This window comes from Polynucleobacter campilacus (assembly GCF_002206625.1).
In the GTDB taxonomy this organism is placed as follows: domain Bacteria; phylum Pseudomonadota; class Gammaproteobacteria; order Burkholderiales; family Burkholderiaceae; genus Polynucleobacter; species Polynucleobacter campilacus.
Genome location: NZ_NGUP01000001.1, coordinates 457,523 through 473,554, shown reverse-complemented (window position 1 = coordinate 473,554; position 16,032 = coordinate 457,523). Strand labels below are relative to the sequence as shown.

13 protein-coding genes, 1 tRNA gene and 1 pseudogene are annotated in these 16,032 nt (G+C 46.5%); 3 read left to right on the top strand and 12 right to left on the bottom strand.

The window, feature by feature from the left end; all coding sequences use genetic code 11:
• Positions 1-2: 2 nt before the first annotated feature.
• Positions 3-3,620, top strand: coding sequence for a DNA polymerase III subunit alpha (dnaE, locus tag CBI31_RS02370; RefSeq protein ID WP_088524806.1), 3,618 nt, complete (start codon positions 3-5; stop codon positions 3,618-3,620).
• Here dnaE and CBI31_RS02365 read toward each other — a convergent pair.
• From CBI31_RS02365 to CBI31_RS02355, 3 genes are read right to left on the bottom strand one after another with little or no spacing between them, the layout of a single operon-like run.
• On the bottom strand, positions 3,617-4,777 hold the full coding sequence (locus tag CBI31_RS02365; protein ID WP_088524805.1) for a glycosyltransferase family 9 protein: 1,161 nt from the start codon (positions 4,775-4,777) through the stop codon (positions 3,617-3,619). The two genes, dnaE and CBI31_RS02365, sit on opposite strands and share 4 nt — an antisense overlap.
• Positions 4,778-4,781: 4 nt before the next feature.
• Positions 4,782-5,561 (bottom strand): glycosyltransferase family 2 protein, encoded by a 780-nt coding sequence (locus CBI31_RS02360; RefSeq protein WP_088524804.1) that lies wholly within the window; start codon positions 5,559-5,561, stop codon positions 4,782-4,784.
• Entirely contained in the window at positions 5,558-6,319 is a 762-nt protein-coding gene (locus CBI31_RS02355) for a glycosyltransferase family 2 protein (protein ID WP_088524803.1), read from the bottom strand. The genes CBI31_RS02360 and CBI31_RS02355 overlap by 4 nt, the downstream gene beginning before the upstream one ends.
• Before the next feature lie 10 nt (positions 6,320-6,329).
• On the opposite strand from CBI31_RS02355, the gene msbA reads away from it, so the two are divergent.
• Positions 6,330-8,093, top strand: a complete 1,764-nt coding sequence (gene msbA / locus CBI31_RS02350) for a lipid A export permease/ATP-binding protein MsbA (RefSeq protein WP_088524802.1) — start codon at positions 6,330-6,332, stop codon at positions 8,091-8,093.
• 5 nt (positions 8,094-8,098) lie between these two features.
• Here the strand turns inward: msbA and rng are convergent, their stop codons facing one another.
• The 8 genes and pseudogenes from rng to CBI31_RS02310 all read right to left on the bottom strand — a co-directional run bounded on the left by rng (position 8,099) and on the right by CBI31_RS02310 (position 14,772).
• Entirely contained in the window at positions 8,099-9,562 is a 1,464-nt protein-coding gene (gene rng / locus CBI31_RS02345) for a ribonuclease G (RefSeq protein WP_088524801.1), read from the bottom strand.
• Positions 9,559-10,182 carry a Maf family protein gene (locus CBI31_RS02340; RefSeq protein ID WP_088524800.1) on the bottom strand — a complete coding sequence of 208 codons (624 nt, stop codon included), beginning with the start codon at positions 10,180-10,182 and terminating at the stop codon, positions 9,559-9,561. The genes rng and CBI31_RS02340 overlap by 4 nt, the downstream gene beginning before the upstream one ends.
• Before the next feature lie 4 nt (positions 10,183-10,186).
• Complete coding sequence (gene rlmH, locus CBI31_RS02335; protein WP_088524799.1) at positions 10,187-10,630, bottom strand: 23S rRNA (pseudouridine(1915)-N(3))-methyltransferase RlmH; 444 nt, start codon at positions 10,628-10,630, stop codon at positions 10,187-10,189.
• A 57-nt stretch (positions 10,631-10,687) separates the two neighbouring features.
• Positions 10,688-11,077 (bottom strand): annotated as a pseudogene (gene rsfS / locus CBI31_RS02330) (ribosome silencing factor); the annotation flags it as partial.
• A 46-nt stretch (positions 11,078-11,123) separates the two neighbouring features.
• Positions 11,124-11,813 (bottom strand): nicotinate-nucleotide adenylyltransferase, encoded by a 690-nt coding sequence (locus CBI31_RS02325; RefSeq protein ID WP_206075426.1) that lies wholly within the window; start codon positions 11,811-11,813, stop codon positions 11,124-11,126.
• Entirely contained in the window at positions 11,810-12,721 is a 912-nt protein-coding gene (hemF, locus tag CBI31_RS02320) for an oxygen-dependent coproporphyrinogen oxidase (protein ID WP_088524951.1), read from the bottom strand. Before hemF ends, CBI31_RS02325 begins: the two co-directional genes overlap by 4 nt.
• 35 nt (positions 12,722-12,756) lie before the next feature.
• On the bottom strand, positions 12,757-14,034 hold the full coding sequence (gene purD / locus CBI31_RS02315) for a phosphoribosylamine--glycine ligase (protein ID WP_088524797.1): 1,278 nt from the start codon (positions 14,032-14,034) through the stop codon (positions 12,757-12,759).
• Positions 14,035-14,052: 18 nt separating this feature from the next.
• Positions 14,053-14,772 (bottom strand): YebC/PmpR family DNA-binding transcriptional regulator, encoded by a 720-nt coding sequence (locus CBI31_RS02310; RefSeq protein ID WP_088524796.1) that lies wholly within the window; start codon positions 14,770-14,772, stop codon positions 14,053-14,055.
• Positions 14,773-14,924: 152 nt separating this feature from the next.
• On the opposite strand from CBI31_RS02310, the gene CBI31_RS02305 reads away from it, so the two are divergent.
• Positions 14,925-15,009: transfer RNA gene (locus tag CBI31_RS02305), tRNA-Leu, on the top strand.
• A gap of 37 nt (positions 15,010-15,046) precedes the next feature.
• Here CBI31_RS02305 and CBI31_RS02300 read toward each other — a convergent pair.
• Entirely contained in the window at positions 15,047-15,988 is a 942-nt protein-coding gene (locus CBI31_RS02300) for a CysB family HTH-type transcriptional regulator (protein WP_088524795.1), read from the bottom strand.
• Positions 15,989-16,032: the final 44 nt, after the last annotated feature.

Genomic DNA, 16,032 nt, shown 5'->3' with positions numbered 1-16,032 from the left:
TCATGGCTTCACCCCGTTTTGTACATCTTCGCCTTCATTCCGAGTTTTCGATTACGGATGGAGTCGTTCGTATTGACGATGCAGTAGCCGCCGCTGTCAAAGATGAAATGGGTGCCTTAGCCCTGACTGATCTCAGTAATCTATTTGGATTAGTGCGTTTTTATACGGCAGCCCGTGCGGCTGGCATTAAACCGATTACGGGTGCCGATGTTTGGGTGAGCAATCCCCAAGATCCAGATCAGCCATATCGTTTATTACTCTTAGTGCAAAACCATTCTGGCTATCTCAATCTTTGTGAGTTACTCAGTAGAGCTTCTTTAGAGAACCAATCGCGTGGTCGCGCTGAAGTGAACTCCGCTTGGTTTAGTGAGCCCGCTGCAAAAGCTCAAGATAAGAAAGCTAAAAGAACCCTGACTTATGGATTGATTGCGCTCTCAGGAGCGCGCCAAGGTGAGGTTGGTACTGCTTTATTAGCGGGTCAAGAAGATCAAGCCAAAATTGCTGCAAAACGCTATGAAAAATTGTTCCCCAAGTCTTTTTATATTGAGGTTCAACGGGGTGGCCATCAGCAAGACGAGACGCAGCTCCAGCTAGCCTGCCATCTTGCTAGTGAGCTGAAGTTACCGGTAGTGGCAACCCACCCTGTGCAGTTCATGAAAAAGAGCGATTTCACGGCCCATGAGGCAAGGGTCTGTATTTCTGAAGGTGAGTTGTTAGGTAATCCACGACGCTCGAAAAAATTTAATGATGAGCAATACTTCTTAACGCAAGCAGAAATGGAACAGCGTTTTGCAGATTTGCCTGTTGCAATAGCAAACTCCGTGGAAATTGCCAAGCGCTGTAACTTATCACTTGTGCTGGGTCAGCCACGCTTGCCAGATTTCCCGACACCTCCCGGCATTACGCTAGATGAATATTTACTTGCCCAATCTGAAGTTGGGCTTGAGCGTCATATGGAGCGTAATTTCCCGGATGCAGAAGAGCGCGCTAAGGAAATGCCACGCTATCGCGAGCGTTTAGTGTTTGAGGTGAAGACGATTTCTCAAATGGGATTTCCGGGCTACTTCCTCATCGTGGCGGATTTCATTAACTGGGCAAAAAATAATGGCGTGCCGGTAGGCCCTGGCCGTGGATCAGGCGCTGGCTCTTTAGTGGCTTACTCCCTGGGTATTACCGACCTTGACCCACTTCGCTATAACTTGCTCTTTGAGCGTTTCTTAAATCCAGAGCGAGTTTCGATGCCCGACTTTGATATCGATTTTTGCCAACACGGTCGTGACCGCGTGATTCAGTACGTTAAAGATAAATACGGTAAAGATGCAGTTAGTCAGATTGCTACCTTTGGCACGATGGCAGCGCGAGCAGCGATTCGGGATGTAGGGCGCGTACTAGAGCAGGGCTATAACTTCGTAGATGGTATTGCCAAACTCGTTCCCAATAAGCCAGGTCAATATATGACTATTGAAATGGCCAAGAAAGAAGAGAAGCAATTAGCCGAGCGTGAGAAAAATGAAGATGAAGTGCGGCAGTTACTTTCTCTTGCACAGCAATTAGAGGGCATGACTCGCAACGTCGGTATGCATGCTGGGGGTGTATTGATCGCTCCCGGACGTCTGACTGATTTCTGTCCGCTCTACACGCAAGAGAGCAAGGATCAAGATAGCACCTCGGTGATCAGTCAGTTTGATAAAGATGACGTTGAAGCCATTGGCTTGGTGAAGTTTGACTTCTTAGGCTTGACCACGCTGACCATCTTAGCTGCCGCAGAGCGCTGGATTAAAGCACTTCATGCTGATCGCAAGGGTTGGAGTATTAGCGATATGTTGCTTGATGATGAAAAAGCCTTTGATGTGCTCAAGAAAGCCAATACCGTTGCCGTGTTCCAGTTAGAGAGCCGTGGCATGCAAGGCATGCTACGTGAAGCCAAGCCTGACCGCTTTGAGGACATTATTGCCTTGGTAGCTTTATACCGACCAGGCCCAATGGACCTGATTCCAGACTTTATTAAGCGTAAGCATGGTCGTCAAAAAGTAGAGTATCCAGATCCGCGTATTGAATCAGTGCTGCGTGAGACCTACGGCATCATGGTCTATCAAGAGCAGGTGATGCAGATGGCGCAGATGATTGGCGGCTACTCATTAGGTGGTGCTGATATGTTGCGCCGTGCGATGGGCAAGAAAAAGCCAGAAGAGATGGCGCAGCACCGCAAGATTTTCAGTGATGGCGCAAAAGCAGGCGGCATTAGTGAAGGTAAGGCAAATGAGATCTATGACTTGATGGAGCGTTTTGCGGGCTATGGATTTAATAAATCCCATGCTGCTGCTTATGCACTCTTAGCTTATCAAACTGCTTGGCTCAAGGCCTACTACCCAGCTGAATTCATGGCGGCTAACTTATCGCTCGCGATGGATGACACCGATAAGGTGAAGATTCTGTATGACGATTGTTTAGCTAATCAGATTCGTGTGTTCTCTCCTGATATCAATACGGGTGTCTATGAGTTCACGCCCTTGCGTGCACCTGATGCAGCAATGGATTCACCGGTTAGCCACATTCGCTACGGTTTAGGCGCTGTCAGAGGTACAGGTGAGGCAGCGATTGAAGCAATTGTTAAGGCGCGTGAGACTGGCGGGCCGTTTAAAGACTTATTTGATTTCTGCGCCCGAGTAGATCGCAGACAAGTGAATCGCCGCGCTATTGAAGCGCTCATGCGCGCCGGTGCATTTGATAGCCTCTATCGTGATTTAGTTCCTGCGGGCGGTAATCTCTATGACATTCGCTCTACCTTATTAGCTTCACTAGCAAGAGCCATTGAAGCTGCAGAACAAGCAGAAGCCTCGATTCATCAGGTGAGTTTGTTTGAAGCTGCTGGAGAAGAAGATCGCCATCTTCCAGAACTAGTTCGTGAGCCGGTCTGGTCTGAGAAAAAACGCCTGCAAGAAGAAAAGACTGCTTTAGGGCTTTGTTTAACAGGGCATATGTTTGATGCCTATCGTGATGAAACTGCACACTTCATTCGTCAACCTTTAGCCAAGGTAGCTGAAGGTAAAGATCAATTGATTGCCGGCATTATTACTTCAGCTCGGATGCTCACAGGTCAACGCGGCCGCATGATGATTGCCACGATTGATGATGGTAGCGCCGCTATTGAGGTGACCCTTTATAGCGAAGTGTATGAACCGAATCGTTCCTGGCTCAAAGAAGATGAGATGTTAGTTGCTAAGGTCAACGTCACACCAGATAAATTCTCGGGTGGCATGCGAGTAGTTTCAGAAGCAGTGATGGATATTACTGGCGCGCGTATGCGTTTTGCTCGCAATGTACACGTCTGCATTGATTCTGCAATTGATCTCAAGATGCTACGTAGTCAAATCGGACCTTATTTGATGACCAATCGTGTCAGGGATCCCAAGTTGAGTCCTGCTCGACCAGTAATGCCCGGCGCTAATGATGGCGTCAAGGGTTTAATGCTAACCGCTGCTGTGACTACGAGTGGCGGGGCTTGCTTAATGCAATTCCCAGAAGAGTTACGCATTTATCCTGATGATGCTTGTCTGCATAGTCTCAATCAATTGCTAGCCTCAAAACAAAAAGACCCAGTTCAGGTTCAGTACCACTAAGTACTTTTGATCGCTTGCTCAATCGCTGTGATAACTTGAGCAGGTTCTAATAAATCTAAGCACTCACTATTGCTATCAGCATGATCAAGGCAGCCTGCTTTGCGGCAGGGCACACATTCGCCAGGACCTTGCAAGATAGTGACATTACCAACAGTTTGTGAGCGAGCTCGAAGTTGATAAGGTTGTTCACCAATAAAACCATTGGGCCATGGGCCAAAGTTTGTTGGGGGGGTTGCCCCAAATAAGGTGATCGTCGGAGTGTTACAAGCCGCGCCCAAATGGGTAATGGAGGTATCAACACCAATATAAAGCGCAGCACTTCGTAAGAGCGTGCCCGCTTGTGGAATAGAGAGTTTGCCTGCAGTGTTAATGACTTTGCTAGCAGTCGAATCACCCAAAAGAGAGATGATGTCGTGATTGAGTTGCACATCTTGCTTCGCAGGTGAGGCGCTCAATACCACCTGAAACCCTCTACTAACAATCCAAGTAATCAGGTGCTGCCAGTGCGCTAGAGGCCAGCGCTTATATGCGGTAAGTGGTCCTGGGTGAATCACGACATAGGGTTGGGTGAGCGCATTTGTAATCACAGGTGTCAGTGGTTCACCAACGGGTGGTGTTACAGAATTCGGTTTATTAAACAGATCTGCTGGGTTTCTGAAGAAGACTTCGAGCAAGCGCAGTTTCTCTGTAATGACATGTTGATTAAAGTAATCTACATCCACCGTATGCATGCAGATGAATTTCTTCCAAGCGTTTTGCTTTTCACTTTTACTTCTCTTGGATTTATCCTCTACCTCTTTGCCTTGGGGGTGGCCACCTAGGACTCCAACCCTTCTAAAAGCAGCAACTAAGCCATAAATATAGGCCCGATCGCTAGGTTGAGTAACGATGGCTAAGTCATAGCGCTGAAATAATGTGTTGAACAGTGATAGGTATTCGCCGAAGCCGGGGCGATCAGAGGTCTCAATGATCTTCGCGATATCAGGGTTGCCGTACAGCATATCGAGCTTGCCGCGATAGCCTAGAAAATGAAACTGCGCATCTGGCCATAATTCTCTAGCCTTGGTAATAAGGGGGGTAGTCACCAGCACATCGCCAATTTGTCGCGTAGCGATGAATAATACTTTTTTAGGCTGCAGATTCGAGAAGCTACTCATTTGCTTACATAGCCTTCGCTAGAATTTTTTCTCGAACACGCCGGGCATTCTCAGCGGCATTACTTTGATCATGGATTTTATGAAAGAGGTGTAAAACTTCAGTAGCCCATGATCCTGATTTACGAATGATCTGGTGCCGTTGTAAGCGAAATACAAAATCGGCATCCTCATGACCCCAGCCAGTCATGGTTTCATCAAAACCATTGATAGCCTCAGCATCTGCTTTCCAGCAAGCCATATTGCAACCCTTAATACGACGCCAGACAAACTTTTTATAGTCCCGCCAAGGGCCATTGCTAAACTTCATCTTGAGAGGCCAATATTTATTAATGCCACCACTAAATCTTTCACCCAAAAGACTGGTGCTAAAGCGCTTAAAGTCCCAATGAGACCAGGTCAGCAGCACTTGAGTGAGTTTTTCGTTTAGGAGTACGCGGCTGCCGGTAACTAAGTATCCTTTTTGGGCTAATTGTCGATGACGTGCAACAAAATCGGGTTGCACAATGCAGTCCCCATCTAGAAATACTAAATAGTCTCCATGTGCAGCAGCGATTGCTTGATTGAGAATGATAGTTTTCCGAAAGCCTAGGTCCTCTTGCCATAAATGGTTAATAGCAATGGATGAAGAGGCTTTGAACTGTTCAATCACTTGCTTGGTGGAATCAGTAGAGCCATCATCGGCAATGATGATTTCAAAATGACGATCAGTTTGTGTCGCAAGAGACTCTAAGCAAAGTTTGAGAGCTTGTGGCCAGTTGTAGGTGGCCAACAAAATCGAAATCATTTTCTAGAATCCTGATTGAGATGCCACAACTTGATATAGCGATAGTAAGTGCCTTGGCCATTGGAAATTGCCAAAGCAAATCCTTGAGCACCATCTAAGAAGCCTGCACGAATAATATAAGTGCGAAAGAATGCCCAGAAGCCATGAAGTACTGCTTTGAGAGGACTGCTCGTTTTACCTTTAGCAAAGGCCTGCTCTGCAGAGGCGGTGGAGTAGCGATCGATCTTTTGTAAGACCTGTGAATAGTTCATGAAGCTGAAGTGCAGTATCGGATTTTCTAGTTTGGCTACTTGACCATTCGGAATTAAGCGTTCATGAACCAAGTCATCTGAGAAGCGGGCAGTGCCGTGCTTAAAAAGACGGTCAACATAGTCCGGACTCCAGCCAGAATGACGAATAAAGCGTCCGCAATACCAAGATAGTCTTGGGATAGCAAAGCAGTCCACCTGGGCACTATGGTGGATAGCTATCTGAATTTCAGCTCTGAGGGCTGGGGTTAGCCTTTCATCTGCATCTAGAGAGAGCACCCAATCCCCAGTTGCCAGATCCAAGGCGCGATTCTTTTGGGGGCCAAAACCGGGCCAATCGGGTGGGCTGGCAGTCACCGCCCCATAGTTTTGCGCTATTTCTAGGGTGCAGTCTGAGCTGGCCGTATCTACCACAACGATCTGCTGGGCAATGCCATCTAGGGAGGCTAGACAATCGTCCAAATTGGCCTCTTCATTGCGGGTGATGAGTATGACTGATAAGGTGGGCATAATTCATTATATGAATGCTCAAGACCGAATTGCCCTAAATCGCTTAATTACCTATCTTAAGCCCCATATTGGCTTGATTATTGGGTCTTTGGTGGCCATGGCCTTTGTCGCCGCCTCAGAGACTTCAATTCCTGCCTTGATGAAGCCTTTGCTTGATCGCGGCTTTACAGGTCAACTGAATAATCAGCTTTGGCAGGTACCTGTTTTCTTGGTTGGCTTAGCGATGGTTCGTAGCTTAGCTCAATTTTTATCCAACTATTTGTTGTCGCGTGTGATTAATTCGGTTCTTCTAAAGTTACGCGAGCAAATGTTTCAAACTCTGCTGCACGCTAAAACAATCTTTTTCCAACAAAATTCAGCATCTCATGTGATCAATGCGGTTGTATTTGAAGTCAATAATGTTCTTTCCATTATGGGTGGGATGTTAATTAGTTTAGTGCGTGATTCCCTGACGGTGATTGGTCTGATGGGCTACTTAATTTATCTAAACTGGAAACTGACTTTAATTGTCCTAATTATTTTTCCAATCATTGCTTACATCATGAGTAAGATTAACCGCCGCCTACGATCTCTCAATCGTGAGCAGCAAACTCTGACGAGTGATCTTGCATATATCGTTGAAGAGGCTGCTGCTGGTTATCGGATTATTAAAGTGCATGGTGCTGAGCAATATGAGATGAATCGCTTTCTCGAAAAAGCTGAGCGCCTTCGCCAATTTGCATTGAAGTCGGCTGTAGCAGGTGGCTTGAACCAGCCAATAACACAGCTCATTGCCTCGATGGCCTTGTCAGTAGTGCTAGTAGTCGCCTTACTGCAGTCTGCTACAGAAGGTACGACAGTTGGCGGCTTTGCCGCCTTCATCACGGCAATGTTATTGGTGATTTCTCCATTAAAGCACCTAGCCGATATCAATCAACCCTTGCAACGAGGCCTTACAGCAGCCGAGATGATTTTTGGGCTCATGGATCAACCTTTGGAAGAGGCTGAGGAACGCAGGCTCAATATGAAGTCCTTGGACAAAGCCAAAGGTAGCATTCGCTTTGAGGATGTTGGTTTCTCGTATGAACAAGAGGTGGGCCGACAAGATGCCTTACGCGGAATTAATCTTTCTATTGCGCCTGGTGAGGTAGTCGCTTTTGTTGGGCCATCTGGCGGCGGAAAATCTACGCTAGTTAATTTGCTGCCCCGTTTCTTCAAACCAACAAGCGGGCATATTTTCTTGGATGATATTCGCTTAGAAGATATCGTATTGGCTGACATCAGAAAGCAAATTGCCTTTGTGAGCCAAGATGTCATCTTATTTAACGATACGATTGCTGCAAACGTAGCCTATGGTGCTAGCGGTCAAGAAGGGATAGATCGGGGAAGAGTAATCGAGGCTTTAGAGGCCGCCAATCTAGGCGCTCTCATTAAAGAGCTTCCAGAAGGTATTGATTCAATGGTTGGTGATAACGGCAATCGCCTATCTGGGGGTCAGCGTCAGCGTCTGGCAATCGCTCGGGCAATCTATAAGGATGCCCCTATCTTAATTTTGGACGAAGCTACTTCTGCTTTAGATTCCGAGTCGGAGCGACAAGTGCAAGATGCCCTAGACCGCCTGATGGCTGGTAGAACAACTTTAGTCATTGCCCATCGCTTATCGACGATTGAGCATGCCGACCGCATTGTGGTTCTAGAGCATGGCCAAATTGTTGAGAATGGCTCACACGAAGACTTGATCAAAAAAGATGGCCTGTATGCCAACCTTCACCGCATTCAGTTTTCAAACGCTTAAATAAATCAACTCAGAACAATATCGTATTGTTCTTGGCGAAAGCTGCCTTCAGCTTGAAGGGTGATCGGCTTAGCAATAAAGTCACCCAGTTGAGCCAGGAATTGATTTTCTTCTTCTAGAAATAAGTCAATGACATCAGGGGCTGCAACGATTCTAAATTCGCGTGGATTGAACTGGCGATGCTCCCGCACAATCTCGCGCAAGATTTCATAGCAAATGGTTTGAGCGGTTTTTACTTCACCCTTGCCCATGCAGGTAGCGCATGGCTCGCAGGTGATGTGAGCTAAGGACTCACGAGTTCGTTTGCGCGTCATCTCTACTAAGCCTAGTGCAGAAAATTCACTCACTGATGTGCGGGCATGATCGCGCTCAAGATTGCGCTTGAGTTCATAGAGAACAGATTCTTGATGATCTTTGCTGAGCATATCAATAAAGTCAATAATGATGATGCCACCGAGGTTGCGTAATCGTAATTGCCGCGCAATGGCTTGAGCTGCTTCTAAATTGGTTTTAAAGACAGTGTCATCTAGATTGCGGGCACCGACATAACTGCCCGTGTTCACGTCAATTGTTGTCATGGACTCTGTCTGGTCAATCATGAGGTAGCCCCCAGACTTTAGATCTACTCTACGACCCAAAGCTTTATTAATTTCGGCATCGACATCAAATAAGTCGAAGAGGGCGCGCTCACCACGATGGAGCGTTAGCTTGCCTAATAGATTGGGCATATACAGATTCGAAAATACTTTGAGCTTTTCAAAGTTCTCAGCAGAGTCCACCCGAATCTGGGCAGTCTCTTCACCGGCGATATCTCGCAAAACCCGTTCAGCTAGGCTGAGATCCTGATATAGCAGGCTTGGTGCTGCTTGATGTTTTTTTGCCTCCTGAATATTTTCCCAGGTAGTGCGTAGGTAATGCATGTCATGTAAAAGCTCGGTATCGGAAGCCTCTTGAGCGCTAGTGCGTACAATGATGCCGCCTTTTTCATCGGCAGCCATCAGGCCAGCTAGCCTGACTTTAATTGCTTCACGCTCTTCTGCTTGATCAATGCGTTGAGATACACCGATATATTTTTCTGTAGCAGGATCGCTGCCTGCTGGAGGCAGATATACCAAGTTGCGACCAGCAATACTCAGTTGCGCTGTCAAACGAGCACCCTTAGTCCCAAGAGGATCTTTTAGTACTTGCACCAAGATCGTTTGACCTTCGAACAATAGCTTTTCAATTTGGGCTTGCGGATTATTTTGGACAATGTCAGCTACGTGCATAAAAGCCGTGCGCTCAAGACCAATTTCAATAAAAGCAGATTGCATACCAGGCAGTACGCGAACGACTTTAGCAAGATAGATATTGCCAACAATACCGCGTTGACGTGTGCGTTCAATTTGCAGTTCTTGAACAGCACCTTGCTGAATCAAGGCCACCCGCGTTTCTTGCGGGGTGATATTGATGAGGATTTCTTCGTTCATAGGCATGTCACCTGAGCGCGCTCTAGAAGTTGTGCAGTTTCAAAAATGGGTAATCCCATGATACCGCTATAACTCCCCTCAATCGAAGGGATGAAAGCACCCCCAAGCCCTTGAATACCGTAGGCACCCGCTTTTCCGAAAGGCTCGCCGCTGGCAATATAAGCAGCTATCTGCTCTGGCGATAGCTTGGCAAAATGAACCTTTGATACCTGCACCAAGCAAAGCGGTTTCTGACTTGGGTCAATAGTCAGGGCAATAGCGGTCAGAACTTCGTGAGTTTTGCCGCTGAGCATATTTAAGATGCGGGCAGCGTCAGTTTCATCCGTAGGCTTTCCTAAAATCTCACCTTCACTATTACCGGGCATACTCACAGTGGTATCAGCGCATAAGATCGGCGCCCACGTAAGACCACTTTTTTGCCAGCGTGCCAAGGCAGCAGTGCTTTTCGCTAAGGTAACGCGCTCAACATAGGCGCGAGCTTTTTCATGAAGAAGGGGGGTTTCAATGCTTTCACTATCTTCACCGGGGCTGGGTGCTAACATCTCATAGCGGATGCCCATTTGTTTTAATAACTCTTGGCGTCGTGGACTTTGTGAGGCGAGATAGATGAAAGAGTACATAGGATTACTCACGATGGTAGGGGTGACCCTGCAAGATAGTCCAAGCGCGATACAGTTGTTCAACGAGTAATACTCTAGCCATGGCGTGTGGTAGGGTTAAGCTAGAGAGTCGCCACATTGCTTGCGCATTGGATTTCAGTCTAGGGTCTAGGCCATCAGCACCACCAATTAAAAAGGTGATATCAAAGCCCTCTTGGCGCCATGAGGCCAGTTGAGTTGCTAGATTTTGTGTTGTCTGATCTTTGCCGCGTTCATCTAAGGCAATCACTCTTGAGCCTTTTGGAATGGCAGCAGCAATCTTGATCGCTTCTTTGGCGGGTGTTAGATCAGGTTTGATTTCTTTAATTTCAATACTGCAGTCCGCTGGCATGCGTTTGACATAGTCTTGGGTTGCTGTAGCAACCCAATCGGGCATTTTATGACCAACTGAAACGATGGTTAAGCGCATGAGTAAGACGAATAATCAGGCAAAGAATGGGGCAGGGAAAAAAGCGAGACGAACTTATTCTTCATCGTCTTCTAAATCACTGGCTTTTACAAGCCCCTTACTACCAGCCAATTTAACGCGTACAGGTTTTGCACCCCACATGCCTTCTAGTTGGTAGTAAGAACGCAGCATCGGTTGCAGGATATGAACAACGATATCGCCGCAATCTACCAATACCCATTCACCAGTTTCTAGCCCTTCGATGGAGATCACTTCACCACCTTTAGCATTGACATCTTCTTTAACAGACATTGCAAGTGATCGTGTTTGACGATTACTTGAACCAGTGGCAATGATCACGCGATCAAATAGCTCACTGAGTTTAGTGGTGTCGTATACGCGTATATCTTGCGCTTTAACATCTTCTAGGGCATCAATAATGACGCGTTGTAATTTACGTAAGTCCATGGTTTCTCAATGATATTTTTTAGTATTTAGGGTGATCTTAGCTTGATTACTGATACAAGCCCAGCTTTGTAATGATTTCTAAGGTATGAGTGGGGATTTGCTCTGAAGCAATCTGGTCGTGAGCAGGTGTTTTGAGGCGATTGCGCAGATCAGTAGAGGAGAGATCGACTGACAAGCTTTCATCTACATAGATGAGGCCAGATGGCTCATTGATCAGCGCTGCTGGATCAAATACTTGGCGTACTTTCAATATTTCCTTGATTTCAGGGCTCATCTCAGTATCTAGATCGCAGTGCGGCCGACTCGCAACTGCAAAGTTCATGTATTTAAATAAATCACGCCAAGAATTCCAGCTTGGAAGATGAATTAGGGAGTCTGCACCTGTTAGCCAAGTTAGACTGGCCTTAGGGCCAAAGCGCTCTCTGAGGGACTTGGCAGTATCAATGCTATAGCTTGGACCTGCTCGTTCAATTTCAATTCGATCAACTCCAATTTGGGTTGGAATTTTTAGATACAAGAACGCTCTAGCTAAATCTATACCTGCCCCTTCCGTCAACTGAAAACGAATTTCTGCAGGAGTGATATCGGCACCTTTTTGCCAAGGCTCACCGCTAGGTATGAGAAGTAATTGATCTAATTGCAATATCTTTGCAAAATGACTTGCTAGCTTTAAGTGGCCAATATGCGGCGGATCAAAAGTTCCACCCAGAATGCCAATTTTCTGAATGCTGCTCAAGCTAACCAATCGCGTGGTTTGAGGTAATAGTCATAGAGCTTAGCCTCGGGCGTGCCTGGCTTAGGCTGCCAGTTGTACCACCACTGCACCACTGGGGGCATCGACATGAGGATTGATTCTGTTCTTCCGCCAGAGTGCAGTCCAAAGATAGTGCCCCGGTCAAAGATCAGGTTGTATTCCACGTAACGACCACGACGATATTCTTGAAAAGATTTTTCTTCCGGTGTGAAAGGGTCTTGATAGCGGCGTTTTAAGATCGGCAGATAGGCATTGATAAAAGCATCACCCACTGCACGGGTCATTGCAAAACTCTGCTCAAAGCCTAGCTCATTAAAGTCATCAAAGAATACTCCGCCAATACCACGGGGCTCATCACGATGTTTTAAATAAAAATATTCGTCACACCATTTTTTAAAGCGAGGGTAGAGCTCCTCACCGAATGGGTCTAGAGCATCTTTAGCGGTTTGATGAAAGTGTTTACAGTCTTCGTCGACACCGTAATAAGGAGTGAGATCAAAGCCCCCACCAAACCACCAAACTGGCTCTTTATCTGCAGCTTGCGCAATGAAGCAGCGAACATTCATATGAGTAGTAGGAGCCTTGGGGTTATTTGGATGAAATACCAATGACATGCCTAATGCTTCAAAGCTGCGGCCGGCCATTTCAGGGCGATGATGGGAAGCGGAAGGCGGCATTTGATCGCCACGGACATGCGAGAAACCCACGCCACCTTTTTCTAAGATGTTGCCGCCATCTAAAGTGCAAGTGCGACCATAGCCCTTGAGTTTGCTGTCTTCAGGTTTATGCCACTCATCAGCAACAAAGGCTTTACCATCAAGAGCACTAACTGCACTCGTAATACGATCTTGCAAGCCTAAGAAATAATCTCTTAGTGCTGTTATGTCAATTTGGGTGTGTTGTGTTGTCAAGTGAGTCTACCTATTTACTTGATTGCGCGATAACCAATATCTTTACGATATTGCATGCCATCAAACTGAATCTGATCAATGACATCATAGGCTTTTTGTTGCGCACCACGAACAGTATCCGCAAGGCCTACTACGCACAATACCCTACCACCCGATGTGAGTATCTTGCCATCTTCCAATTTAGTACCTGCATGGAAAGTAATCTGATCTTCAGTATCAGTCGGAATGCCGCTAATGACATCGCCATTGCGTGGGGTATCTGGATAGTTATGAGCTGCTAGCACCACCCCTAAGGCCGTCCGACGATCCCACTCTAGATCTACCTCATTGAGCTTGCCATCAACAGCATGATCTAAGGCATTTACTAGATCACTGCGCAGGCGAGCCATGATCGGCTGTGTTTCTGGGTCGCCCATGCGGCAATTGAACTCTAAGGTTTTGATCTTGCCATTTGGTGCAATCATTAAGCCAGCATACAAGAAACCCGTATAGGGAATGCCATCTGCTTCCATACCTTTGACTGTTGGCATGATGACTTCACGCAAAGCACGTGCATGGATTTCTGGTGTAACAACGGGAGCGGGGGAGTAAGCACCCATCCCGCCAGTATTAGGTCCCTGGTCAGCATCAAGCAAGCGTTTGTGATCTTGGCTAGTTGCTAGTGCGAGAACATTCTTGCCATCAACGAGCACAATAAAACTGGCTTCTTCACCAGTCAGGAATTCTTCAATCACAACACGTGCACCCGCATTACCTAATTTGTTATCAGCTAGCATCATATCTACTGCTCCATGTGCTTCCTCTAAGTTCATGGCAACAACAACACCTTTACCAGCGGCAAGCCCATCAGCCTTAATCACAATCGGTGCACCTTTGGCATCAATATAGGCATGTGCCTCAAGGGCACTACTAAATGTTCGGTAATCAGCCGTCGGAATACCATGACGCTTCATAAACGCTTTAGAAAAATCCTTAGAGGACTCTAGTTGCGCTGCTAATTGCGTTGGACCAAAAATACGTAAACCGTTACTGCGAAAGACATCCACAATACCGGCGGCTAAGGGCGCTTCTGGTCCAACTACAGTGAGATGAATCTTCTCACGCTTGGCAAAGTCTGCCAGTTCTTGTAAGCCTGTAATTGGTAAGTTCTCAATACCAGCACCAGTTTGTTTGGCGGTAGCAGTGCCGCCATTACCCGGCGCTACATAGACGGTTTGTACTTGAGGTGATTGGGCAAGCTTCCACGCTAGAGCATGTTCGCGTCCACCAGATCCAATGAGAAGAATTTTCATAGTGAGTAAAAGTTCTATTTAAAGAGCGGCGTTTGTAAATACTTCTTGAACATCATCCAGATTTTCAAGAGCGTCTAATAGTTTTTGCATACTTTCTGCTTGATCACCTTCGAGAGTAATCTCGGTTTCGGGACGCATTGCTACAGTAGCTAATTCAGGCTTGAGACCCGCTTTACTCATAGCGTCTTGTACTTTTGAGAAATCAGGAACTGGTGAGAGCACTTCAAGTGAGCCGTCTTCATGCGTAATCACATCTTCTGCGCCAGCATCTAAAGCGACTTCCATCAAATGGTCTTCACTAGTGCCTGGTGCAAATAACATTTGGCCGCAATGTTTGAAGAGAAACGCAACCGATCCTTCAGCGCCCATATTGCCACCATTTTTATTGAAAGCATGGCGAACTTCAGCAACAGTGCGAGTGCGATTATCGGTTAAGCAATCGACAATGATGGCAGCACCATTCATTCCATAGCCTTCATAACGAATCTCTTCGTAGTTCACACCTTCCAGTGAGCCGGTACCACGGGCAATAGCTCTTTGCACATTATCGTTGGGCATATTGGAGTCTTTGGCTTTATCAATCGCTAAGCGCAAGCGAGGATTAGTGGCAACATCGCCACCACCTAATTTGGCAGCAACAGTAATTTCTTTAATGAGTTTTGTCCAAATCTTGCCGCGCTTTTCGTCTTGACGACCTTTGCGGTGCTGAATATTGGCCCATTTCGAGTGGCCGGCCATACGGGTAATTCCTTTTAATAATTTGGCTAGAGGACCTCATTTTAAAGGGTTCTAGACCAAAGATAGAGGATTGGGAGCCGTTTTTTGTTACACTCTCATGTCTTAGCAGTAATAAAGCATCCTAGTTAGCAGAATTTCCACTGCAAACACCTGCCTCGGTGATGGAATTGGTAGACGTGCCGGACTCAAAATCCGGTGCCGCAAGGCGTGGCGGTTCGAGTCCGCCCCGAGGCACCACTCAAATGACGATTTTGTCTTTGAGTTCCACTAAATTCTAAATCTCATACGAATCAGATTCGTTATTCATTGCTTGCTCAACGATTTTCTTGGTTAATGTCGGCGAGAAGAGCTCAATAAAGGTGTAAACAAAAGACCTTAAATAAGCACCTTGTTTGACGCCAAGATGGGTAACATTATTGCCAAACAAATGACTTGCTGAAATTACCTTGAGGTTGCGATCCCGATCAGGGTCATAGGCATGACCTGCAACAATCCCAATACCCATGCCAGTTTCTACATAAGTTTTAATCACGTCGGCATCGATCGCTTCCAAAATAATATCTGGCGTGATATTTCTTTGGGCAAAAGCGGCATCAATTTTGCTGCGGCCTGCAAAGGCTTTGTCATATGTAATGATCGGATACTTTGCAATTTCTTCTAATGTCACCGTGGCTTGATTTAGAAGTGGGTGACTTAATGGCACCATCACCACGTGTTGCCATTGATACCCAGGTAGAGCAAGGACTCCAGGTGTATTGGCGATCCCTTCAGTGGCAATCGCGATATCAGCCCGATCATGAGTGAGGAGTTCAGCAATTTGCCCAGGATTACCTTGCGCAATACTGACGCGTACCTTTGGGAAGCGTTTTGTAAACTCCATGAGAACTTTAGGTAGTGCATAGCGAGCTTGAGTATGCGTTGTCGCAATGACTAAGCTGCCTTGATCTTGACTTGCAAAATCTTTACCAACACGTTTCAAGGTTTCGACTTCATCTAAGATCCGCTCGATAGAGGTCAAGATTCGTTTACCTGGCTCGGTGAGAGAGCGAATGCGTTTGCCGTGACGGCGAAAGATCTCTACTCCCAACTCATCTTCGAGTTCAATAATCGCCTTGGATACGCCTGGCTGAGAAGTGAAGAGGGCCTTGGCAGCCGTTGTCAGATTAAAGTTTTGTCGAACCGCTTCGCGCACAAAGCGAAATTGATGGAGATTCATATAAATTCCTAGCTATATATCAACAAAGATATAGGAATCAAATT

Coding starts and splice junctions, on each gene's coding strand:
- purD (WP_088524797.1), bottom strand. CDS start 14,034: ATGAAAATTCTTCTCATTGGATCTGGTGGACGCGAACATGCTCTAGCG.
- rng (WP_088524801.1), bottom strand. CDS start 9,562: ATGAACGAAGAAATCCTCATCAATATCACCCCGCAAGAAACGCGGGTG.
- CBI31_RS02340 (WP_088524800.1), bottom strand. CDS start 10,182: ATGTACTCTTTCATCTATCTCGCCTCACAAAGTCCACGACGCCAAGAG.
- CBI31_RS02360 (WP_088524804.1), bottom strand. CDS start 5,561: ATGATTTCGATTTTGTTGGCCACCTACAACTGGCCACAAGCTCTCAAA.
- CBI31_RS02355 (WP_088524803.1), bottom strand. CDS start 6,319: ATGCCCACCTTATCAGTCATACTCATCACCCGCAATGAAGAGGCCAAT.
- rlmH (WP_088524799.1), bottom strand. CDS start 10,630: ATGCGCTTAACCATCGTTTCAGTTGGTCATAAAATGCCCGATTGGGTT.
- dnaE (WP_088524806.1), top strand. CDS start 3: ATGGCTTCACCCCGTTTTGTACATCTTCGCCTTCATTCCGAGTTTTCG.
- CBI31_RS02300 (WP_088524795.1), bottom strand. CDS start 15,988: ATGAATCTCCATCAATTTCGCTTTGTGCGCGAAGCGGTTCGACAAAAC.
- CBI31_RS02365 (WP_088524805.1), bottom strand. CDS start 4,777: ATGAGTAGCTTCTCGAATCTGCAGCCTAAAAAAGTATTATTCATCGCT.
- CBI31_RS02310 (WP_088524796.1), bottom strand. CDS start 14,772: ATGGCCGGCCACTCGAAATGGGCCAATATTCAGCACCGCAAAGGTCGT.
- msbA (WP_088524802.1), top strand. CDS start 6,330: ATGAATGCTCAAGACCGAATTGCCCTAAATCGCTTAATTACCTATCTT.